The sequence below is a fragment of the Sneathiella glossodoripedis JCM 23214 genome (assembly GCF_000616095.1).
Lineage (GTDB): Bacteria > Pseudomonadota > Alphaproteobacteria > Sneathiellales > Sneathiellaceae > Sneathiella > Sneathiella glossodoripedis.
In genome coordinates this window covers 1,193,647-1,215,133 of record NZ_BAMS01000001.1, presented here as the reverse complement: position 1 = coordinate 1,215,133, position 21,487 = coordinate 1,193,647, and the positions used below count along the sequence as shown (strand labels likewise).

General features: G+C 47.1%; 21 protein-coding genes and 2 pseudogenes. 6 read left to right on the top strand and 17 right to left on the bottom strand.

Translation table 11 applies throughout. From position 1 onward, the window contains the following. Positions 1-2: 2 nt before the first annotated feature. Both JCM23214_RS06050 and JCM23214_RS22190 read right to left on the bottom strand, forming a co-directional pair. A complete protein-coding gene (locus JCM23214_RS06050) occupies positions 3-482 on the bottom strand; it encodes a peroxiredoxin (RefSeq protein ID WP_025898161.1) in 480 nt (159 codons plus the stop codon). Positions 483-572: 90 nt separating this feature from the next. Continuing rightward, a complete protein-coding gene (locus JCM23214_RS22190) occupies positions 573-1,421 on the bottom strand; it encodes a protein-disulfide reductase DsbD domain-containing protein (RefSeq protein ID WP_025898156.1) in 849 nt (282 codons plus the stop codon). Between the two features lie 125 nt (positions 1,422-1,546). Here JCM23214_RS22190 and JCM23214_RS06040 point away from each other — a divergent pair, with 125 nt between their 5' ends. After that, the gene (locus JCM23214_RS06040) at positions 1,547-2,128 is read left to right on the top strand and encodes a YqgE/AlgH family protein (protein ID WP_037492975.1); all 582 of its coding nucleotides are present in this window, start codon (positions 1,547-1,549) and stop codon (positions 2,126-2,128) included. A gap of 5 nt (positions 2,129-2,133) precedes the next feature. Here the strand turns inward: JCM23214_RS06040 and JCM23214_RS06035 are convergent, their stop codons facing one another. The 13 genes and pseudogenes from JCM23214_RS06035 to coxB all read right to left on the bottom strand — a co-directional run bounded on the left by JCM23214_RS06035 (position 2,134) and on the right by coxB (position 13,172). Then, positions 2,134-2,745, bottom strand: a complete 612-nt coding sequence (locus JCM23214_RS06035; RefSeq protein WP_025898152.1) for a GNAT family N-acetyltransferase — start codon at positions 2,743-2,745, stop codon at positions 2,134-2,136. Between the two features lie 47 nt (positions 2,746-2,792). Next, a complete protein-coding gene (locus JCM23214_RS06030) occupies positions 2,793-4,052 on the bottom strand; it encodes a M16 family metallopeptidase (protein ID WP_025898151.1) in 1,260 nt (419 codons plus the stop codon). A 22-nt stretch (positions 4,053-4,074) separates the two neighbouring features. Further along, positions 4,075-5,468: pseudogene (gene thrC / locus JCM23214_RS19385) on the bottom strand (threonine synthase). Between the two features lie 105 nt (positions 5,469-5,573). After that, positions 5,574-6,332 carry a gluzincin family metallopeptidase gene (locus JCM23214_RS25885; protein ID WP_199899349.1) on the bottom strand — a complete coding sequence of 253 codons (759 nt, stop codon included), beginning with the start codon at positions 6,330-6,332 and terminating at the stop codon, positions 5,574-5,576. After that, positions 6,329-7,078 carry a gluzincin family metallopeptidase gene (locus tag JCM23214_RS25880; protein ID WP_199899348.1) on the bottom strand — a complete coding sequence of 250 codons (750 nt, stop codon included), beginning with the start codon at positions 7,076-7,078 and terminating at the stop codon, positions 6,329-6,331. Before JCM23214_RS25880 ends, JCM23214_RS25885 begins: the two co-directional genes overlap by 4 nt. Continuing rightward, complete coding sequence (locus JCM23214_RS06015; RefSeq protein ID WP_025898150.1) at positions 7,078-7,794, bottom strand: SURF1 family protein; 717 nt, start codon at positions 7,792-7,794, stop codon at positions 7,078-7,080. Before JCM23214_RS06015 ends, JCM23214_RS25880 begins: the two co-directional genes overlap by 1 nt. Next, positions 7,791-8,132 (bottom strand): DUF983 domain-containing protein, encoded by a 342-nt coding sequence (locus JCM23214_RS26525; RefSeq protein WP_369405888.1) that lies wholly within the window; start codon positions 8,130-8,132, stop codon positions 7,791-7,793. The genes JCM23214_RS06015 and JCM23214_RS26525 overlap by 4 nt, the downstream gene beginning before the upstream one ends. 57 nt (positions 8,133-8,189) lie before the next feature. Further along, a complete protein-coding gene (locus JCM23214_RS06005) occupies positions 8,190-8,987 on the bottom strand; it encodes a cytochrome c oxidase subunit 3 (RefSeq protein ID WP_025898147.1) in 798 nt (265 codons plus the stop codon). 61 nt (positions 8,988-9,048) lie between these two features. Next, complete coding sequence (locus tag JCM23214_RS06000; RefSeq protein ID WP_025898146.1) at positions 9,049-9,645, bottom strand: cytochrome c oxidase assembly protein; 597 nt, start codon at positions 9,643-9,645, stop codon at positions 9,049-9,051. Next, positions 9,642-9,770 carry a cytochrome c oxidase system small membrane protein gene (locus tag JCM23214_RS25875; protein ID WP_267879382.1) on the bottom strand — a complete coding sequence of 43 codons (129 nt, stop codon included), beginning with the start codon at positions 9,768-9,770 and terminating at the stop codon, positions 9,642-9,644. Before JCM23214_RS25875 ends, JCM23214_RS06000 begins: the two co-directional genes overlap by 4 nt. After that, positions 9,767-10,684 carry a heme o synthase gene (gene cyoE, locus JCM23214_RS05990; protein ID WP_025898143.1) on the bottom strand — a complete coding sequence of 306 codons (918 nt, stop codon included), beginning with the start codon at positions 10,682-10,684 and terminating at the stop codon, positions 9,767-9,769. The genes JCM23214_RS25875 and cyoE overlap by 4 nt, the downstream gene beginning before the upstream one ends. 15 nt (positions 10,685-10,699) lie before the next feature. After that, positions 10,700-12,304, bottom strand: a complete 1,605-nt coding sequence (ctaD, locus tag JCM23214_RS05985; RefSeq protein WP_025898142.1) for a cytochrome c oxidase subunit I — start codon at positions 12,302-12,304, stop codon at positions 10,700-10,702. A 22-nt stretch (positions 12,305-12,326) separates the two neighbouring features. Next, positions 12,327-13,172, bottom strand: a complete 846-nt coding sequence (coxB, locus tag JCM23214_RS05980; protein ID WP_025898141.1) for a cytochrome c oxidase subunit II — start codon at positions 13,170-13,172, stop codon at positions 12,327-12,329. A gap of 481 nt (positions 13,173-13,653) precedes the next feature. Here coxB and tldD point away from each other — a divergent pair, with 481 nt between their 5' ends. Both tldD and JCM23214_RS05965 read left to right on the top strand, forming a co-directional pair. Then, the gene (tldD, locus tag JCM23214_RS05970) at positions 13,654-15,087 is read left to right on the top strand and encodes a metalloprotease TldD (RefSeq protein WP_025898140.1); all 1,434 of its coding nucleotides are present in this window, start codon (positions 13,654-13,656) and stop codon (positions 15,085-15,087) included. Beyond that, on the top strand, positions 15,071-15,898 hold the full coding sequence (locus tag JCM23214_RS05965; RefSeq protein WP_148301777.1) for a hypothetical protein: 828 nt from the start codon (positions 15,071-15,073) through the stop codon (positions 15,896-15,898). The genes tldD and JCM23214_RS05965 overlap by 17 nt, the downstream gene beginning before the upstream one ends. Here JCM23214_RS05965 and JCM23214_RS05960 read toward each other — a convergent pair. Next, positions 15,892-17,259, bottom strand: a complete 1,368-nt coding sequence (locus JCM23214_RS05960) for a glutamate--cysteine ligase (RefSeq protein WP_025898136.1) — start codon at positions 17,257-17,259, stop codon at positions 15,892-15,894. The genes JCM23214_RS05965 and JCM23214_RS05960 overlap by 7 nt on opposite strands. Before the next feature lie 138 nt (positions 17,260-17,397). Beyond that, positions 17,398-18,153, bottom strand: a complete 756-nt coding sequence (locus JCM23214_RS05955) for a 16S rRNA (uracil(1498)-N(3))-methyltransferase (protein WP_025898134.1) — start codon at positions 18,151-18,153, stop codon at positions 17,398-17,400. Between the two features lie 91 nt (positions 18,154-18,244). Between JCM23214_RS05955 and ubiA the strand changes: the two genes are divergently transcribed. The 3 genes and pseudogenes from ubiA to JCM23214_RS05940 all read left to right on the top strand — a co-directional run bounded on the left by ubiA (position 18,245) and on the right by JCM23214_RS05940 (position 21,472). Further along, positions 18,245-19,189 (top strand): 4-hydroxybenzoate octaprenyltransferase, encoded by a 945-nt coding sequence (ubiA, locus tag JCM23214_RS05950; protein WP_025898132.1) that lies wholly within the window; start codon positions 18,245-18,247, stop codon positions 19,187-19,189. 9 nt (positions 19,190-19,198) lie between these two features. After that, positions 19,199-20,705 (top strand): annotated as a pseudogene (locus JCM23214_RS19375) (UbiD family decarboxylase). Beyond that, positions 20,696-21,472: a sulfite exporter TauE/SafE family protein gene (locus tag JCM23214_RS05940; protein WP_199899346.1), complete on the top strand. Its 777-nt coding sequence runs from the start codon at positions 20,696-20,698 to the stop codon at positions 21,470-21,472. The pseudogene JCM23214_RS19375 and the gene JCM23214_RS05940 overlap by 10 nt, the downstream one beginning before the upstream one ends. Positions 21,473-21,487 lie beyond the last annotated feature (15 nt).

Genomic DNA, 21,487 nt, shown 5'->3' with positions numbered 1-21,487 from the left:
TTTTAAAGTTGACCCAGCAAGGTCTGCGCATCCGAAACTTCAAAACCACCAGTTTCTTCAAGATTAAGTTGAGTAACTTTACCATCTTCAACAAGCATGGAGTAACGGCGAGAGCGAACGCCCAAACCAGCGCCTGACGCGTCAAATTCAACGTTCATCGCTTTAGTCAGTGCAGCATCCGGATCAGCCATCATACGAACACCAGATGCATCCTGTGCTTTACCCCAAGCAGCCATAACGAACGGATCGTTGACAGATAGGCAGATGACTTCATCGACACCTTTTGCCTTCAAAGCATCCAGATTTTCAACGAAGCCAGGCAAATGCTTGGCTGAACATGTTGGTGTATAAGCTCCTGGCACAGCAAACATGGCAACTTTCTTTCCGGAAAAAATGTCGGACGTTGACACCTTTGCAGGGCCGCTCTCTGTCATTTCCATCAAGTCCACTGCTGGAATTTGGTCGCCGATTGAGATAGTCATTTTATATTCCCTGTTTCAGTATTTGGAGGAGTTTGAATAATCCATACTTGATCATGCAAACGGTAAAATCAAGTTACGATACATATAAGTTTAATCAATGCTGACAACTGTCTCAACTGCCCAGTCTTTATCAAAAACAGTTGCGAACAATACTCTGCCGGAAAGGCTAGGTGACTTTCGATCAGTATCCGCAGCAATGATAAAGCGTGCCTGCTGATGACTGGCTCCTATGCTCACCTCCCTCACGGTGAAAACATCACCATCCTCCCCCTCCAGTATGACGATCGGATCAGACAATGTTGTGCTGCTCTGAAGCTTTAGCTCGAACTGTTCGCTATCGATTGCACGTGCCGTAATCGCATCAACTTTGTTTGAGTTTTTCAAAGGAGTTGGACTGATTTTCAGGTAGTTTAACACTTGGTCTCTGTCATCATTGTTTGCTTTTGCCTGATGAGGTATTGCCAATGAAAACGTCTGTTCAAAGGGAATGCAAACATCGGCACAAACGCCAAAAGCAAACTGAAGTTGGACATTGACAGCTTCTGACGGTTTTTTGGGTGTAATAATTACAGGAAATATTACTTCCCTATCGTATCCCCATGTCCGAAATCCAAAACTCTCAAAGTTTTCCGGTATGGGCCAGTTTACCTTCACCCGTGCAATATTTTCGGACCCCTGCCAATTGAATTTGGGCGGTATACCAGAATCGCCGGGGTTTCTCCAATAGGTCTTCCACCCCTCTTTCAACTGCACCTGCAAACCAATCAGTAATTTTTCACTGCCGGCTTTTTCAGGTCCAGCAAAGACGAGGCGCGATCTGCTGACATCTGTTTCAACCCAGCCACTTCCGGTGTTGGCGAGGGCAATATGCCCCCAAACGGTCAGAAAGACTGAGCAAATTACCTTTGCGATCGAAAAAAATAAGATCTTTGACTTCATTTTTGAATAATTCTCACCAGATAATGTCAATGAGCTCCGCTTTGTGGAAGTATAACCTCTTCTATGAGGAACTTTGATCACAATTGAGTTAAGTCGAGTTAATCTGTTAAGCGATGAGTTATATCATGGGGAACAATAATAACGATGTGAATAACGGGTATCTGGAAGGACAAATCCTTATTGCCATGCCAACCATGCCAGATCCTCGCTTTCAAAAAGCTATAATTTTGCTCTGTGCCCATGGTGAGGATGGTGCCATGGGAATTGTGCTGAACAAGGATCTGGACGCTATATCCTTTGAAGACCTGTTTGCACAGCTTGAGATACCTTTAACCGCCGACTTTACTGATAAAAAAATACATTTTGGTGGGCCTGTTGAGTCAGAAAGAGGTTTTTTATTACACTCAACCGACATCATTCATGAAACGTCAATCCTGATCGATAAGGAAATTGCCCTGACCGCAACTGTCGACATGCTCAAATCATTGGCTAGCGGTAGCGGCCCTGAAAACACGTTGCTAGCACTTGGCTACGCTGGTTGGGGGCCCGGGCAGTTGGAAAAAGAAATTCAGGAAAATGGCTGGCTGGTTGTCGATGCTGACAGTGATCTGGTTTTTGGTAATCGCAGCAGTATCAAGTGGCAAACAGCCATCAGAAAGCTTGGAGTTGACCCAGGGGCATTGTCAGGGGATATCGGTCACGCCTGAAGCAATCAGCTGTTATTACTCGGTTGTATCCGCTTCAAAACCGCATCACCTTTAATCATCGCAAAAAGCAAATGGTCGTGCCATTTTCCGTTTATGCAAAGATACTCCCTTGCATATCCTTCCTTTGTGAACCCAACCTTTTCAAGCAAAGTAGCGCTTGGAATGTTCTCCGGAAGACAAGCAGCCTCCAGCCGGCGCAAGGAATAATGGTCAAATAAGACGGGTATCAGCGCAGTCAGCCCTTCATGCATATACCCTTTTCGGGCGAAGGGAAGGCCAGTCCAGTATCCTATCGTGCCTGTCTGCGCTACTCCGCGGCGGATATTGCTAAGAGTAATGCTACCGATCAGCTGGTGGTCCTGATTGCGGAAAATGAAAAAAGCATAACCGGAATCTGCACGTGCATCCGCAGCATAACGCCTCAAACGGTTTTTAAAACTGCGCTTGGTCAAACTGTCCGCAGTCCATTTTGGCTCCCATGGAATTAAATGCTGACGACTGATACTTCTTAAGCTTGACCATTGTTCCCAGTCTTCCAAAACAGGAGATCGCAGATAAATTCGCTCGCTGGCGATTTGATCCTTCCGGTCTCTGTTCCAAATACTCTCGAGTAGCATGATCCCTGTTCATTCCTGCGTCAACAAGGGTCAGTTCAGTCAAACCCTCAGCTAAATCTTGCCGCAAACCGCTCATAAGTTTCAAGATTTTTAATCGGTCCGAGAGAAGCAACTGCAGGCTTGGCTCCGACAAACAATCGTTCAGCCAACCGCTGCAATCGTTCAATCGAAATTTCGTCGATCAGCCCAGCAATTTCCGTAGGAGAAATAACCCGCCCGTATATCAACATCTGACGTGCATGGGCTTCGCACCGTGACGCTGGGCTTTCCATTCCCATCAAAAGACCGGCTTTGTGCTGGGCTTTTGCGCGTTCAAGCTCCGCCTCGGTAACCGTTTTGCTCACCTTTAATAATTCATCGGCAACGACTGTGCTTAACTCGGATATCTGTCCCTCTCCGGTTCCTGCATAAACAGTGAACAGACCACAATCGGAAAAAGAAGACGCGAAGGAGAAAATGGAATAACACAGCCCCCGGCGTTCCCTCACCTCCTGAAACAGCCTTGATGACATACCGCCGCCCAATAGCCCGGACAGGATTTGGCTCGCGTAAAAATCTTCATCCTCGTAAGAAACACCAGGAACACTCATTGTGAAATGCACTTGCTCCAATTCCCGTTGCTCACGATAGTCACCGCCAACGAATTTTCCAGGCTCAAACTCCCGCTCTGTTCCGTTGGACAGATTACTAAACTTTTCCTCCGCCAGAGCGACCAATTCATCGTGAGAGACAGCGCCAGAAGCACTCAACACCATTTTGGAAGCTTTGTAGCGCTCCGTCATATAGTTGGAGATCAACTCACGGCTAAAAGACCTTACATTCTCCGCTGGCCCCAATATCGATCTGCCAAGCGCCTGTTCGGGAAATGCAGTTTCCTGCAGATGATCAAATATAATGTCATCAGGCGTATCATTAGTCTGCCCAATTTCCTGAACTATAACCTCTTTTTCGCGAGTCAATTCCTGCTCATCGAATGTGGAGTTTTGCAAAATATCTGCAAGTATATCCACACCCAGCGCCAAATCTTTTTCCAACACACGGGCGAAATACGCAGTTTGGTCCCTGCTGGTATAAGCATTTAAATGACCGCCAACTGCTTCAATTGTTTCAGCGATTTCCAGCGCAGATCGCGTTTTCGTGCCTTTGAAGGCCATATGCTCGAGCACATGTGAAATCCCGTTTACATCCTTGCTTTCGTGGCGGGCACCTGTATCAACCCAAACTCCTACCGCGGCTGTCTCAAGATGTGGCATTGGGTCAGTGACAACCCTTAAACCATTGCTCAGCGTGGTAATCTGCTGTGTCATCAAGATTTTACTTTCTACTCTATCAATTCAGTATCCGGGATTTTTGCCGGATGTAATTTTGTATGGTGACCAGTTCATTGGGAAGTTCATCCAACCGCTCTTCACGTCGAATAAATCCTTCATATGCTCTGGCAACTGTGGATAATGTCCGCATGCTTTCTCAACAGCAGCAGGAAATTTTGCTGGATGCGCTGTTGAAAGTGTTACCATAGGTACTGTAACTGATGTGCGTCTTTGGCCTGCAACTTTCAAGCCCACCGCAGTATGTGGATCAACAAGCTTGGCACTAGTGGCAAGCGTATGGCGAATTGTTTCAAGTGTTTCCTCTTCACTGCACGAGCCTGCTGAGAAGATAGAAGAGTTTAATTGCTGCGGGTCCACATCAAATCCACCGTCGTCATCCAGCTGTGCCATAAAGTTACGGATTTGACCTGCATCTCTTGCACATAGATCAAACAAAAAGCGCTCGAAATTGCTGGATACCTGTATATCCATGCTGGGACTAATCGTGGGGTTCACACCTTCTTTACGATAGCGCCCCTCGTTAAAGAAACGCGACAAAATATCATTGCGATTGGTTGCGACTATCAGCTGCTCAATGGGAAGCCCCATTTTGTGAGCGCAATACCCCGCATAAACGTCGCCGAAATTGCCACTTGGCACAGAAAAAGAAATCGCCCGGTCTGGCCCGCCCAAAGACACTGCAGTCGTAAAGTAATATACAATCTGGGCCATCACCCGTGCCCAGTTGATGGAATTTACAGCAGATACGCCCAACGTATCTCTAAATTCATGATCGTTGAACATGGCTTTTACCAGAGCCTGGCAGTCGTCAAAATCTCCATCAATCGCCAGATTATGCACATTATCGTCCAGCACGGTTGTCATTTGGCGTCTCTGGACTTCAGATACACGGCCCTTGGGATGTAAAATAAAAATATCTACAGCATCACGGCCGCGGCAGGCTTCAATGGCCGCAGAACCAGTATCACCTGATGTCGCGCCGACAATTGTCACCCGTTTACCCTGCTTCCCAAGCAGATAATCATAAAGCAATCCAAGTAGTTGCAAGGCCACATCTTTAAACGCCAATGTTGGCCCATGGTACAATTCCATCAGGAACGCATTTTCATCAAGTTGCGATATGGGAACGACAGCTTTGTGAGCGAAAGTTCCATATGCCTTTTCAGTCATACCCTGAAAAGTTTCCAGCGGAATGGACCCTTCGACAAAAGGATACAACACCTGCGCAGCAACTTCGGCGTAGCTTTTACCCGCCAGTGATCTGATTTCCGATGCAGAAAATTGCGGCCACGTTTCGGGCACATATAGCCCTCCATCGCGAGCAAGTCCGGTTAAAACCACTTCATCGAAATTCAATGCCGGTGCTTCACCACGCGTGCTGATGTATCGCACTTAATTTCTCCTTTGCGAAACAGATTTCAAATTTGCTCAAGCTTTCTAACCGCCCGATCATATTTCGTACTGCTTCTATACCCTATTTTGTTGATTTAATAAGCCCTAGTCTTTCAAATAGCGTTGTATGAGATGCTTTTTAAAAGCTTCTGTTGACAGCGGGCGACCTGTTACCCGTTTCAAGACTTCGTCGGTTGTCTCGAAACTGGCACTTTGATGAATGTTATCTGCCATCCAGTTTGTCAATTTCTCAAATCGTCCAGTTTTAACATCCTGCGTCAATTCGGGAAGTTTCTCATTGGCAGCAGTGAAAAACTGCGCGGCGGATAATGCTCCCAACGTATAGGTTGGAAAATAACCGATTGCTCCACTGGGCCAATGAATATCCTGCAGACATCCCATACTATCTGTCTGGGGACGAACTCCCAAAAGCTGCTGCATCCCGTCATTCCAGGCTTGCGGTAATTGGGCTACCGGTAAATCACCACTTAAAAGCTGTTTTTCAAGTCGATAGCGCAGGATAACATGAAGTGGATAGGTAACTTCATCGGCATCGACCCGGATCAATCCTCGTTCAACACGATGATATAGTTTTTTGATATTTTCAAATGACCACGCTTCAGATTTGTCACCAAAAACATCCTCTAACAAAGGATATGCGTATTCAAGAAAGGCTTCACTGCGGGACAATTGCATTTCGACCAATAGAGACTGGCTCTCATGCAACGCCATCCCGCGAGCCAACCCAACCGGCTGCCCCCGCCACTTGAGAGGTAAATTCTGCTCGTAAAGTGCATGTCCGGTTTCGTGCAGAGTGCCCATAAGACTTTGTGTAAAATCAGCCTCGTCATATCGGGTGGTCAATCTGACATCATCGGGGATTCCTCCGTTAAGGGATGATGACTGATATCCAGACGCCCACGATTGAAATCAAAGCCAAGCTTTTCCATAAAATGCAAGCCCAGCTTCCTCTGCTTTTCTATATCAAATGGACCCTTTGGGGCTACTGCTGCTGTAGCGCCCTCCTGACGGTCCAGTACCTGTTGCAATATTGGTGGCAGAAACTCTTCCAGATCATCGAACAGAATGTCTATTTGCGCTTCAGAACAGCCGGGCTCGTACTGGTCAAGCAACGCATCGTAAGGTGATAATTGAAAGGCCTCAGATTTCACGTCAGCCTGTATTTTCGTAAGGCGAACAACCTCTTCAAGGCTATTTCGAAGGCTTTCAAAATCATTATCTTCTCTTGCCTGCCGCCAGATCATCTCGCATTTTGACGTCGCTTTGGATAACGCTTCCACCAAATCGGAACTCACGGCGGTAGCATGTTTCCAATCCCGGCGCATTTCACGCAAATTAGCCAACTGCCAAGCGGATAAATTCTGCGGCTGATCTTCGGCTTCATCCAAAAGGTCGGACACCTGCAAATCACACAACATCTCATGACTAATTACGCCAAGAGTTGCCAACTGCTCCGCACGCGCATCCGCGCCGCCAGCTGGCATCATGACCGCGTTGTCCCACCCTAAAATAGCGGCAGCTCCGGAAAGAGTTGAAATTTTATGGAACTTTTCTTCCAGCTGTTTATATGCCGATAAAATTTCCGCCATCACTGAACATCTTTCATCGCCCTGCGGCGACCATAAAGATAATATATTACCAGCAATGCTCCTGATAATCCAAACCAGGTAATCGCATATTCTATGTGGTTGTTCGGGACAGTAACCCGGGTTTGTCCGCCTTTTGGAAAACCACCAGGCACCGGCAAATCGTCCAGTTCAACAAAAACAGGAGCCACCTCCAGATTTAAATGTGCAGCCATTTGGTCAAGCTCGCCAAAAAGCCAAACATTTTTTTCAGGATCGCTATCGGGCAGAAAAGAATAACTCTTCGTCCACGCTTTACGGACAATGCCTGAAATTTCCGTATCCCCTTCAATATTTCCTTGGGGACGAGTTGCCGCGTCTTTTAAACGCTCCGGAACCCAGCCACGGTTCACAAGAACGATCCCCGCTCCATCTGCTCGTTCAAAAGGGGTGATTATATGAAATCCCTTTTGCCCTTTTTCCGCATGGGCAAACAGGTGGATTTCCTTGTCATGCAAAAAACGCCCTGTCAGAAACACGCGGCGATATTGCCAATTTTCAGGATCGATATTAACCGACGGTAACGCCGTCGCGTCTTCAGAAAGTTGCTGCTGAATATTATCCAGCAATCCGACTTTCCACTGATATCTATTGAGTTGCCAAAAACTCAACCCCAGCAAAACGATGATCAATGGAAGTGTAATCAGTGTCGGAGTTATCCCGGGCTTGAAGTTTTTCATGACTTTGAAGTCTTTTCCTCTGCGGTATGTTTACGGCTGTATTCTATTGCCAGCAAAACTCCCTTTAAGGGTTTCAGGAGCAGAACAGGCAACGCAATCAACATCGGGATCCAGATAATCAACTGCAGCCATACAGGTGGCCAAAACACAAACTGAACCCAAAAACACGCAGCTATTAAAGTTATGGACGTTATAAAAACGATAAAGACAGCGGAGACATCTCCACTGTCTAACGATTTTAGATCATATGAACATTCTGCACAGACAGGCAAAACGTCAAACTGACCTGAAAACAGTTTCCCCTTTCCACAGGCCGGGCACTTGCAGGAGATGCCCAAAAGGAAAGGGGAATATTTACGATTGGCTACAAAGGTCAATCGATACCACCGTTATCCTTATGCTGCGCCCCACCAGTAGATGGCAACGAACAGGAACAACCAAACGACGTCAACAAAATGCCAGTACCATGCAGCCGCTTCAAAACCGAAATGGTGTGTTTGCGTAAAGTGGCCTTTCATTGCACGAAGCAGGCAGACAATCAGGAAAATAGTTCCAATGATAACATGGGCACCATGAAAACCGGTTGCCATGTAGAATGTGGAAGCATAGATGCCATCATCAAATGCGAAAGCAGCATGGGAATATTCATATCCCTGTACCACTGAAAAGACCAGTCCCAGAAGCACTGTGAGAACAAGACCCTGCACAAGTCCCTTACGATCACCGTGTTGCAGTGCGTGATGAGCCCAGGTAACAGTCGTACCGGAAGTCAAGAGGATAAGTGTATTCACAAATGGCAGGTGCCATGGATCAAACACCTCGATGCCTTCTGGTGGCCAGACGGCACCAACAGCTTCTGTTGGAAATAGCGCTGCGTTAAAATACGCCCAGAACCAGGCAACAAAGAACATAACTTCGGACGCGATAAACATGATCATACCATATCGCAAGCCCAACTGAACGATCGGGGTGTGATGCCCTTGATGTTCACCTTCTTTTACAACATCACGCCACCAGACATATGCTGTGTAGCACAATAGAACCATCCCAATGGTGAAAACAGCATAGTTCCCCTGATGCATCAACAATACTGCACCAATGGCTGCAACAAACGCCGAAACGGACGCAAGTGCTGGCCACGGGCTGGGATCTACAAGGTGATAATCATGCTGTTTAGCGTGAGCATCTGCCATTTTTAACTCCTGCAATCTTACCGGTTTTTCCCGGTTCGTTTAAAATATTGACTATACTTGTTTAATTAACCGTTGAAGTAGTTATACCCACAGCGGCCGTTTCATCCACAGCATCACTTTCCTCTTCTTTGTCAGCGACGAAAAAAGTGTATGACAGCGTAATAGTTGTGACTTCCTCGGCATTTACATCTTCGTCGATCGCAGGATCAACATAAAATGTCACCGGCATGTCAATTTTTTGACCAGGCATTAATGTCTGTTCTGTGAAACAAAAACACTCGATCTTGTTAAAATACTGACCCACCTTTTGTGGTGAGACATTAAAGGTAGCAGTTCCAGTAATGGGTTTATCTGTCGGGTTATATGCTTCATAAAAAGCAATCGCCGTCTGCCCCACCTGCAACTCCATTTTACGTTTTACAGGCTTGAACTCCCAAGCCATATCGCGCGCCGTATTGGCGTCGAAATCTATCGTCATCTTGCGATCCAGAATCACATCCGATTCCTCGCTAGCGACTTGCGTTGTTCCCCCGTAACCGGTTACGCGGCAAAACAGATCATATAAAGGGACCGATGCATAGGCCAAGCCGACCATAGCAACCGCAACGCCGCAAAGCGTCCAAGCAAGCCTCTTTGATTTACGATCTGAAGTGCTCATACAACACCTACATTCAGTTTCGCGAGTGTAATCAGGTAAAACAGAATGACAATTGCAGCCAGTATCCCGCCAACGACAAGGTTTCTGGTCCGCATACGTTTCTTTTCTTCGTCTTTGTCCATCATACAATTCCCATCACTATTGCTTCTCCCAGGAGAAGGGCAAAAATCAGGAATAGATACAGCAATGAGAAAGCAAAAAGCTGCTTAGCACTTTTCTCGTCTTTCTTGAACCAGACTTTAAAAGCACCGAAGAGGAAAATCGCGCCCAGAAGAGCAGAGCCTACTCCATAAACAGGTCCCGCAAACCCCAGAAGATATGGGGACACACCTATCGGCAATAACAGTATGCTGTAAAACACGATTTGCCGGCGTGTTGCTTCCCGCCCGGAAACAACCGGCAACATTGGAACCCCTGCGTTCGCATAATCAATATCACGCCACAAAGACAAAGCCCAAAAATGGGGAGGTGTCCAAAAGAAAATGACCGCAAAAAGCACCAGACTTTCAATACTGACAGAGCCTGTTACAGCCGCCCAGCCAATCATCGGAGGAAAGGCACCTGCTGCACCACCGATCACAATATTCTGCGGCGTCCGGCGTTTCAGCCACATTGTATAAATAAAGATGTAAAACCCGATAGTCAGCGCCAGCAGCGCTGCAGCAACCAGGTTCACTGCCAACCCCATCAACACAACAGAGGCAACAGACAGAGCCACACCAATACCCAGAGCCTCACCAGCCGTAACCTTACCTGCTGGAATAGGCCGATTTTGGGTACGTTCCATAATCTGATCAATATCGGCGTCATACCACATATTGATTGCCCCGGACGCTCCAGCGCCAACGGCAATACACAATAAAGCGGTAAATGCCAAAACAGGATGTAAATCACCTGGCGCCACGACGAGACCGACAAGCCCCGTAAAAACCACGAGTGACATCACCCGCGGCTTCAGAAGCGCAAAATAGTCGCTGGCCCGGGCTGTCTGATAGACAGTCCGGGCTGCGTTATCCTGTATAATGCTTGTGTCAGACACAAGTTACTCCGTTACTTATTTAACAACCGGCAGTTCATTGAACTGATGGAATGGAGGAGGAGAAGACAGTGTCCACTCGAGTGTAGTTGCACCTTCACCCCAAGGATTGTCTGCTGCTTTCTGGCCGCGCATGAAAGCATGTACGACGGTGTAGATGAAGATCAGCACACCAAATGCAGAAATGTAGGAGCCAATTGAAGCAATTGCGTTAAATCCTGCATATGCATCTGGATAATCCGGGATACGACGTGGCATACCCGCAAGTCCGAGGAAATGCATTGGGAAGAAGATCAGGTTCACACCAATAAATGTCACCGTGAAGTGAAGCTTAGCGAGAAACTCTGAGTATGTGTAGCCAGTCATCTTGCCAAACCAGTAGTAAAAGCCTGCGAAGATCGCAAACACAGCGCCAAGGCTAAGCACGTAATGGAAGTGAGCAACAACATAATAAGTATCGTGAAGGATTACATCCAGTCCGGCATTTGCCAACACAACACCGGTTACACCACCAACAGTGAAGAGGAAGATAAATCCAAGTGCCCAAATCATTGGAGCTTTAAACTCGATAGAGCCGCCCCACATGGTCGCAATCCAGGAGAAAATCTTCACCCCGGTTGGCACCGCAATAACCAGAGTTGCACCTAAGAAATAAGCACGTGTATTCACGTCCATACCGACAGTATACATGTGATGGGCCCATACGATGAAGCCAACCCCGCCAATAGCAACCATCGCGTAAGCCATTCCCAGATATCCGAATACAGGCTTACGGCTGAAGGTTGAAATAATCTGGCTGATAATGCCGAAGCCCGGCAAAATCATAATATACACTTCAGGATGCCCAAAGAACCAGAACAGATGCTGGAACAGGATCGGATCTCCGCCCCCTTCTGGTGCGAAGAAGCTTGTGCCGAAGTTACGGTCGGTTAGCAGCATGGTAATCGCGCCAGCCAGTACAGGCAGTGACAAAAGAAGCAAAAACGCAGTTACCAGAACGGACCAGACAAACAATGGCATTTTATGCATTGTCATGCCAGGCGCACGCATGTTGAAAATTGTAGTGATAAAGTTGATCGCACCCAAAATAGAGGAGGCACCCGCGATATGCAGACTGAAGATCGCAAAATCAACGGCCATTCCTGGCTGCCCAACAGTTGAAGATAGCGGCGGATAAATTGTCCAGCCACCGCCAACACCATTTGCACCGGCAGGCCCTTCAACAAAGATAGAAATCAGCAATAATCCCAAAGCAGGTGGCAACAGCCAGAATGAAATATTATTCATCCTCGGGAAAGCCATGTCCGGCGCGCCAATCATTAGCGGCACGATCCAGTTACCAAATCCGCCGATCACCGCCGGCATAACCATGAAAAAGACCATGATCAGACCATGTCCGGTCACCAGCACGTTAAAGAAATGGAAATTACCATCCAAAAACTGATCACCAGGCATGTGCAATTCTGCACGCATGTAAACAGACATCGCACCACCAATAATTCCCGCGATAATCGCGAAAATCAGATACATGGTACCAATATCTTTATGGTTTGTTGAGTATACCCAACGCTTCCACCCTTTAGGGGTATGATCGTCGTGAGCGGCTGCTGCAGTGTAAGCCATTTTCTTGCCTCTCTCTAGCCGATTATTGTGTAACTGATGCTGCAGATGCAACAGTGGTCGCAGGTGCAATTCCAGCAAATTCTTCTTTGGCCTTTACCAGCCATTTTGCATAGTCTTCCTTGCTGACAGCCTTCACCATAATCGGCATGAAGCCATGGCGTGCGCCGCAAAGCTCAGAGCATTGACCGTAATACATGCCCTCTTTTTCTATTCTCATCCATGTTTCATTAATACGGCCCGGCACAGCGTCAATTTTCACACCAAACGCTGGCATCGCCCACGCGTGCAGAACATCTTCTGCTGTCACCAAAAGACGAATATTCGTGTCCACGGGAAGAACAATTGTATTGTCTGTCGCCAAAAGTCTGGGCTGACCTTCCTTCAACTGATCTTCTTCAAGCATAACTGCATCGAATGCGAGCCCTTCATGATCAGTATATTCGTAGCCCCAATACCATTGATAGCCGATTGCCTTAATGGTCATGTCTGCCTTTTCTACCTTGTCTCCATAGTAGAGCAGGCTGAAAGACGGGATCGCAATGCCGATCAGAATAAGAACCGGAACAACTGTCCAGACAAACTCGATCAGCGTGTTGTGAGACGTCTTTGATGGATTTGGGTTAGCTTTCCTATTAAAGCGAACCACGACGTAAATCAGAAGCGCCAAAACAAATAGTGAAATTGCGGTAATAATCACCAGCAGAAGATTATGAAAAGCATGCATTTCATGAGCAACAGGAGAAAAAGCATCCTGAAACCCAAATTGCCATGGTTCTGCCTGTCCCTGGGCTGCAACCGCAACCCCCATTGTCGCCGCAGTTACTGCGATCGCAGCAATAAGACCGACAATATTTTTTACAATAGCCATCATTAGTTCCCGTCTCTAATAGCTTTTTTGTCTATTTGACAATTCACACAAAAATAATCCGTCTAAATTTTCGCATTAAATTGCGCTCAAGACCAGATGGATCGTGCAAATCAAAAATGATTCAGATCAATTTGGTGCGGAAATTACACTATGGAATACTAAAAGAACAAGAGCCTGCGTTGAAATAAAAACAATCTGTCAGAAATGGTTGCAGCGACGCCCTTCTGAAATCTAATTAAAACCGTTAAAAAACAATAACTTAAGCTAAATGTGCAAGTAACATTAGAAGAAAATGGAATGAATTGTTTCGGGCCCAAACTGTCAAGATGTGTCATTTTGTCGCATCACAGAGACCAAATCATTCGATTGAATCATGGATAATTTGCAACCTCACTCTCGACATTTGTCCGTCGAAGTCACATATTTCTGAAGATCGAAGAAAACAAATCGCAGAGTTCAATCCATCTAACCGGAGCGTTAAGTGACTGATATTAATACCGCAAACAAACTGTTCTTTGAAAATACAGAAATGGACAGGAGTAGTGCTGAAAGACTTGTGAATGATGCTTTATCTGGTGCCGATGACGGTGAACTCTTTTTGGAATACCGCCAATCGGAAGGTTTCAGTTTTGATGACGGAAGATTGAAGAGCGCGAGTTTTGACACAACACAGGGATTTGGCCTTCGAAGCGTATCAGGTGAAGCCACTGGTTTCGCTCATGCATCTGAACTTAGTGAAAGAGCAATTCAGCAAGCCGCCAACACAGTGAAAGCTGTAACCGCGGGGAAAAGCGGTACAATTGCATTGCCACCGGCTGGCGCGAACCGGGCCCTTTACAGAGATGATAACCCCTTAGCTGAAATCCCATTTGACGCCAAAGTTAGAACGCTTGAAGCAATTGATGCATACGCCCGAAGCAAGGACAGTCGCGTGGTTCAGGTTTCTGCGTCACTTAGTGGCTCCTGGCAGGCGATTGAGGTTATTCGCGCGGGCGGTGCGCGTGCCGGTGACATTCGCCCACTTGTGAGATTGAATGTATCCGTTGTGGTCGAGCAAAACGGGCGTCGTGAAAACGGAAGCCACGGAACAGGGGGGCGCACTGGTTATGATTTCTATTTAAAAGAAGAGACTTGGAAATCCGCTGTCGATGAAGCCCTCAGACAGGCTGTTGTCAATCTTGATAGCGTAGATGCGCCTGCGGGTGAAATGGATGTCATTGTTGGACCAGGCTGGCCCGGCATTATCCTCCATGAAGCGGTGGGGCATGGCCTTGAAGGTGACTTCAATCGCAAAAAAACGTCTGTATTCTCTGGCCTCATCGGGGAGCGTGTGGCAGCTCCCGGTGTCACTGTCGTGGATGATGGCACAATTCCGGATCGTCGAGGATCACTGAGCGTGGATGATGAAGGAACCGCGAGTTCCTGTACAACACTTATCGAAGATGGAATTCTTGTAGGATATATGCAGGATCGGCAAAATGCCCGCCTCATGGGCGTGGAGCCAACCGGTAATGGGCGCCGCGAAAGCTTTGCTCACCAGCCCATGCCTAGGATGACCAACACATATATGACAAACGGCACAGAAGACCCGGAAGAAATTCTCTCATCCGTTAAGAAGGGGTTGTATGCGATCAATTTTGGAGGCGGGCAAGTAGATATAACCTCCGGGAAATTCGTGTTCTCCTGCACTGAGGCCTATTTGGTGGAAAATGGAAAGCTGACTTCACCGGTCAAAGGCGCAACACTGATCGGAACCGGAAGCGAAGCTTTGAAAAAAGTAAAAGCTGTCGGCAATGATATGGCGCTGGATAGTGGTATTGGCACTTGCGGCAAAGGCGGACAAAGCGTGCCAGTTGGTGTTGGCCAGCCAACCATGCTGCTGGGCGGGCTCACTGTTGGTGGTACGGCCAGCTAAGCGTTATCATGGAAAAGGAATACGCATCACAATTGCTGCAAGCCTTTTCCCATTTCTGTTCATATCAACAGCTCAATCCGATCCGGCCAGCTGGCTTTCACCGGGCAGTCGAATAAACCCGGAACGAGAAACGCCAGAGTTTTTAATCGGTAGCAAGCCTTTATCCCCAACAGAATTACTGGGGAAACTACTGTTTAACTCCCCTTCCTTACTTGGGGAGAAGTCAATTCGCATGGGCCTCTCATGCAATAGCTGCCATCCGGCTGGAAACCGCAATCCGCAATTTTTCATCCCTGAACTGTCCAAAGAAGCCGGGCAGGTTGATTTGACGAACAGGTTCTGGTTTGAAGGCGCTGAAGATGGAAAATTTAACCCCGTTACAATCCCGAGCCTCCAAAATCTGCGAAAACTTGGGCCTTTTGGGACAATCGCCCCCAAAAACACAATAACAGAATTTACAGAACACGTAATAACAGCAGAATTCGGCGGTCCTAAGCCAACGGAATTTGAGCTAAATGCCCTCGTCAGCTACATGAAGCGCATAGGAGATGAAAGCACTGGTAGGCTTTCCCCCTCCCCTCCGCTCAACAAGTATTTAGAGTTACTGATTGACCCGATCAAGGTAAAGGATTCAAATGCAATCCAGCGGATTTCAGGTCTTTTACGTGAAGAGCTGGGTCGACGCAGAGGCCACGCAACAAACAATGAAAGCTACTCGAAAATTGCTAAGCAGCTGAAAACAATCGCGCAAACACCTGATGAAGCTCCGAAACTGCTCAATCAGCTTCTTCAAGCCGCAGTTGATCAGTAAGCGTATTCACGAAATACCTGATCAATATTTCCGGCCCATTCCCCGTTGAATTTGGCCAGAAGCTCTTCGGCAGGTGTTACGCCGTTTTCGACAATATTCTTGAGGGCATTTAGAAAATGCTCTTCATCCTCACCAAAACTATCCAGCCTTTTTCTAGCGTTTAACCCAGCGCTTGCAATTTTCAGAACCTCACGAGCCAAATCCCGCATATCGCGGCCACCGGGTACCCTTGTGGCAAGCGCATGAACGACGACATCTTCACGCATTTGCTGACGCTCTTCATTGCTCCAGTTTTTTACGAGATCCCAAGCCGCATCCAGCGCAGTTTCATCATAAAGAAGCCCAACCCAAAATGCAGGAAGAGCACAAAGTCGCCGCCACGGCCCGCCATCAGCGCCCCGCATTTCCAAAAAGCGTTTCATACGGACTTCTGGAAATAACGTCGTTAAATGATTATCCCAATCCACAAGATTAGGGATTTCCCCCTCCAATCCCGGTAGTTTTCCATCCATGAAATCCCTGAATGATTTACCGGAAACATCAATGTATTTTCCGTCCCGATAGACAAAATACATCGGCACATCTAGCGCATAATCAACATATCTTTCGAAAGAAAAGCCTTCCTCGAACACCCAGGGTAGCATCCCTGTTCGATCAGGATCCGTATCTGTCCAAATGAAACTCCGATGGCTCAAATGACCGTTCGGCTTGCCTTCCGTAAATGGTGAATTTGCAAATAATGCGGTCGCAAGTGGTTGCAAAGCCAAGCTGGTTCGGAACTTTTTTATCATGTCAGCTTCGCTGGCGTAATCCAAATTCACCTGAACTGTGCAGGAGCGAAACATCATGTCCAGCCCATGGGAACCTTTTTGGGGCATATAGGCCTTCATAATATTATAGCGACCTTTGGGCATCATAGGTGTTTCTTCGCGCGTCCATTTCGGACTGAAACCAAGTCCTAGAAACCCGACACCGATTTCATCGCCAACTTCACGCACCTGCGCCAGATGAGTATGCACTTCACTGCAAGTCTGATGCAGATTTTCAAGAGCCGCACCAGACAGCTCTAGTTGCCCGCCCGGCTCCAGGCTAACTGAGTAACCATTCATGGAAAGCGCGATAACATTACCTGCCTCATACTGAGGCTCCCAGCCGAATCTTTGAAGACCTTCGAGCATGGCCTTGATTCCGTTTGGCCCCTCATAGGGAAGAGGCTGCAGCGTTTTCAGATCGAACCCAAATTTTTCATGTTCGGTTCCAATTCGCCAGTCCTTCTTTGGCTTGCACCCACTTTGTGCGAATTCAATCAGTTGACTTTTACTGGTAATGGGAGTCGCTTTGCCAGTGGCAGGTCCGGACATATTTGGTTTCCTCTTTATGCTCAGTGTCGGTTGAGCGCCCACCCGCCGACTTTTTCTTTCAATTAATAGATCGGACCTGAAGCATCAAGTCTTAATCCGCTTTTCATTATGCAAGTAAATCTGTTTCGCGTCGGTAACCTATTCGCTTAATTCCCTGCGCCAATCACCACAAAGTGCCTGAAACAGTGTCAAAGCTGACACTACCGCCGTTTCTGCTCGCAAGATTCGGGGGCCCATACCTAAAATGTGCGTCCCATCACAGCTTGCAATTTTTTCTCGTTCCTCTTCGGTAAAGCCTCCTTCTGGACCCACGAGAATAGCAACCTTATTGCTTGGCGCCACTCCTTCCAAAACTTCCACAGGGTCCGACAAATCGCGTCTTTCATGACAGAAAATCAACTCCCGATCTGCTTCTCGTGACGCCAATACCTTATCGAGTTTGGTGAGCTCTTTAATTTTCGGAACACTTAATCTCTCGCATTGCTCCGCCGCTTCGACGGCCTGCAGGTACATTTTATCCTCACGCAATCGATCAGCCTGCGTTCGCATCGTCTGAACCGGGACCAGACAAGACACACCCAACTCAGTCGCTTTTTGAATTATCAGTGCCGTCTGTGTTTTCTTGACGGGCGCAAACCACAATTCAATGTCAGCACCATTTTTCTGTATTCGCGTTCTCTCCACTGGCCTGATCAGGGAATGGTTTTTCTTAATTTCCTGAATTTCACCGAGCCACTCACCGTCACGGCCGTTAAAAAGCAGAACTTTATCACCCGGCTTTCGACGCATTACCGTGCCAATATAATGGGACTGAGCTTTCTCGAGAACAACGCCCTGATCCTGAGACAACCCTGCATCCACGTATAATCGAACGGAATATTCCTTTTGCGCCATCTTCATAATTCCTTTTATGCTCAATCCCAATTGATGTCATGTCGGCATTCGGGTAAACCCTAGGCACAGACATAAGGGTAATAAACTGAATATGCAAAATTCCAATGAGCAGGATAAAGATCGAATTATTGCAGACGCCAGCCGACAGAACTGGGTAGACAAATACGCTCCTGAAAACGTCCAACCCTATTTCAAGCTATCCAGACTGGATCGCCCAATAGGAACATGGTTGCTCCTCTATCCCTGCTGGTGGGCTCTTGCACTGGCGACAGCGCCCGGACAATATCCCGACCCTATCCTATTTATTCTTTTTGCACTTGGCGCGCTTGTTATGCGCGGTGCAGGGTGCACGATCAACGATTTGGCCGATCGGGATATTGATGGGAAAGTTGAACGCACACGCAAGCGCCCGATACCAAGTGGACAGGTTACGGTCAAGCAAGCCTTCATATGGCTAGCATTTCAATGCTTTCTAGGCCTTATAATTCTTTTACAATTCAATAGCTTCGCAGTTTTTGTCGGTTTATTCAGCCTCGTTTTTGTCGTCATTTATCCTTTTGCAAAGCGCTTCACATACTGGCCTCAGTTCTTTCTTGGCCTTGCCTTTAACTATGGTGCTTGGCTTGGTTGGGCTGCCGTCAAAGGGGAGGTCGGACTTATTTCAGTCATTCTCTATATCGGTGGCATATTCTGGACATTGGGTTATGACACAATTTATGCGCATCAGGATAAGGAAGATGACGCTCTGATTGGTGTCAAATCTACTGCGTTAAAGTTTGGTCAGAAAACTGCTTCTTGGTTGACCGCATTCTACACACTCACGATTGCCGCCATTATTCTATGTGGAGTTCTACTTAAACTCAGCATCCTCTTTTACACACTTATGGCGGCTGCAGCGGCGCATTTAATCTGGCAAATAAGAACACTGGATATTGATGATGGAGACCGCTGTCTCTTGCTCTTCAAATCCAACAAGATATTTGGCGCTATCGTCCTATTCGCTATTGTAGCCGGTAAGTTCAACCCCTCTTTCTAAGGATACGAAATGCCTTATGCATCGTTAAGAGATTTCATGGCCCTGCTGGAAAAGGAAGGCAAATTGGTGCGTGTGAGCGAACCAGTTTCAACCGACCTTGAAATGACAGAAATTCAGACAAGATTACTCGCGGAACAAGGACCGGCAGTTCTTTTTGAAAATCCGATTAACGAGCATGGCGAACCCGCAAAAATGCCGGTTCTTGTCAATTTGTTTGGGACAGTTGATCGTGTCGCTATGGGTATGCAACGCAAACCTGAAGAACTACGGGAAGTAGGAGAAACGCTTGCATTTCTGAGGCAACCTGAGCCACCTGCCAGTATTCGAGAAGCACTTGGTATGCTACCAGTGCTTAAAAATGCGATGTCAATGCGACCCAAAACCGTTCGCGGCGCCCCTTGTCAGGAGGTGGTACTAACTGGTGATCAAATCGACTTGAATAATTTACCCATTCAAACTTGCTGGCCCGGGGAGCCGGCCCCATTGATCACCTGGCCTTTGGTCGTGACAAAAGGGCCGGGCAATGAAAAAGCCGATAATTTTAATCTTGGCATCTACCGAATGCAGAAACTGGGTAAGAACAGAACAATCATGCGATGGCTCAAACATCGCGGTGGAGCCCAGCATTTTCAACGATGGAAAAAAGAAAAAACCGAACCACTGCCTGTCGCCGCTGTTATTGGCGCAGATCCCGGAACAATTTTGGCAGCGGTGACACCAGTTCCCGATACATTGTCTGAATACCAGTTCGCTGGCCTTTTACGGGGGGAAAAGGTGGAACTGGTTGATTGTAAAACGGTTCCTCTGAAAGTTCCCGCCACTGCCGAGATTATTCTTGAAGGATATGTCTCGCTTGACGATTACGAAGATGAAGGACCGTATGGCGATCACACGGGTTACTATAACTCGGTTGAACCCTTTCCGGTTTTTACAGTTACCGCAATAACAATGCGTAAAAACCCGGTCTATCTGTCAACATTCACCGGTCGGCCGCCCGATGAGCAGTGTCCTCGGCGAAGCTTTAAACGAGGTGTTTATTCCTCTACTTCAGCAACAGTTCCCGGAAATCGTTGATTTTTGGCTCCCTCCCGAAGGGTGCAGCTACAGGATTGCTGTCATATCGATGAAAAAGGCGTACCCGGGGCATGCTAAACGCGTAATGATGGGAGCATGGTCATTTTTGCGCCAGTTCATGTATACGAAGTTTCTGATTATCGTGGATGACGACATAGATGCTAGAGACTGGAAAGATGTCATGTGGGCGGTATCGACACGGATGGATCCTGTTCGCGACATCACAAAAATTGAAAATACGCCGATAGATTATCTGGATTTTGCATCCCCAGAATCCGGATTAGGCGGGAAGCTCGCATTGGATGCAACAAATAAAATGCCCCCTGAAACCCACCGGGAATGGGGTGAAAAAATCCAAATGAGCGAAGAAGTCGTCAACAAAATTACTGAAAGCTGGGAAAAACTGGGGTTACCCGGCAGCGGTAAACCCATATGGAAATGAATTTTATAGGCGACCCGTTTTTTTATGTTGCTGCAATACCTGCAATGTTGATTGTCGGTATCTCCAAAGGCGGGTTCGCAGGCTCCCTTGGTATGATTGGTGTTCCACTGATGACCCTAGTCATTTCGCCAACTCAGGCAGCTGCAATTGTACTGCCCATTCTATGTACAATGGACATAATGGGACTGATCGCCTATCGCAAAACGGCCCACTGGCGAAACCTGTTATGTATATTACCCGGTGCCGTAATTGGCATCATTATCGGTGCGTTCAGTTTTTCATATCTAAACGACGACTATATTCGCCTGCTGATTGGCCTAATTGCTGTCCTCTTTACATTAAACCATTGGTTAAAGCTCAGGCCGGCAAAAACAGATCAAGGCCCAAGTGTCAGCAGAGGAACTTTTTGGGGTAGTCTTTCCGGCTTTACAAGTTTCGTTGCACATGCCGGAGGTCCGCCCCTTCAATTTTATATGCTGCCGCAAAAGATCAACAAAACTTTGTTCGTTGGTACATCGGTCTGGTTTTTCTTTGTCGTCAATTACGTAAAATTGATTCCCTACACCTATCTAGGTCAATTTTCCTTGGAAAATCTTTCGACATCTCTTGTGCTCGCACCTCTTGCACCAATTGGAATTTGGCTTGGGGTCAAACTTCATCACCTGGTACCCAAAGAGCTTTTTTACCGCATTGCTTATGTTCTGTTATTTGCCACAGGCCTTAAATTACTTTGGGATGGCCGTAACGGATTTTTACAAATTTTCTGATTTCATTTAAACATG

Excerpts from the sequence above, each read along its gene's own strand:
- JCM23214_RS06050 (WP_025898161.1), bottom strand. The coding sequence starts at position 482 with ATGACTATCTCAATCGGCGACCAAATTCCAGCAGTGGACTTGATGGAA.
- JCM23214_RS22190 (WP_025898156.1), bottom strand. The coding sequence starts at position 1,421 with ATGAAGTCAAAGATCTTATTTTTTTCGATCGCAAAGGTAATTTGCTCA.
- JCM23214_RS06040 (WP_037492975.1), top strand. The coding sequence starts at position 1,547 with ATGGGGAACAATAATAACGATGTGAATAACGGGTATCTGGAAGGACAA.
- JCM23214_RS06035 (WP_025898152.1), bottom strand. The coding sequence starts at position 2,745 with ATGCTACTCGAGAGTATTTGGAACAGAGACCGGAAGGATCAAATCGCC.
- JCM23214_RS06030 (WP_025898151.1), bottom strand. The coding sequence starts at position 4,052 with ATGACACAGCAGATTACCACGCTGAGCAATGGTTTAAGGGTTGTCACT.
- JCM23214_RS25880 (WP_199899348.1), bottom strand. The coding sequence starts at position 7,078 with ATGGCGGAAATTTTATCGGCATATAAACAGCTGGAAGAAAAGTTCCAT.
- JCM23214_RS06015 (WP_025898150.1), bottom strand. The coding sequence starts at position 7,794 with ATGAAAAACTTCAAGCCCGGGATAACTCCGACACTGATTACACTTCCA.
- JCM23214_RS06005 (WP_025898147.1), bottom strand. The coding sequence starts at position 8,987 with ATGGCAGATGCTCACGCTAAACAGCATGATTATCACCTTGTAGATCCC.
- JCM23214_RS06000 (WP_025898146.1), bottom strand. The coding sequence starts at position 9,645 with ATGAGCACTTCAGATCGTAAATCAAAGAGGCTTGCTTGGACGCTTTGC.
- JCM23214_RS25875 (WP_267879382.1), bottom strand. The coding sequence starts at position 9,770 with ATGATGGACAAAGACGAAGAAAAGAAACGTATGCGGACCAGAAACCTT.
- ctaD (WP_025898142.1), bottom strand. The coding sequence starts at position 12,304 with ATGGCTTACACTGCAGCAGCCGCTCACGACGATCATACCCCTAAAGGG.
- coxB (WP_025898141.1), bottom strand. The coding sequence starts at position 13,172 with ATGGCTATTGTAAAAAATATTGTCGGTCTTATTGCTGCGATCGCAGTA.
- JCM23214_RS05960 (WP_025898136.1), bottom strand. The coding sequence starts at position 17,259 with ATGTCCGGACCTGCCACTGGCAAAGCGACTCCCATTACCAGTAAAAGT.
- JCM23214_RS05955 (WP_025898134.1), bottom strand. The coding sequence starts at position 18,153 with ATGGCGCAAAAGGAATATTCCGTTCGATTATACGTGGATGCAGGGTTG.
- ubiA (WP_025898132.1), top strand. The coding sequence starts at position 18,245 with ATGCAAAATTCCAATGAGCAGGATAAAGATCGAATTATTGCAGACGCC.
- JCM23214_RS05940 (WP_199899346.1), top strand. The coding sequence starts at position 20,696 with ATGGAAATGAATTTTATAGGCGACCCGTTTTTTTATGTTGCTGCAATA.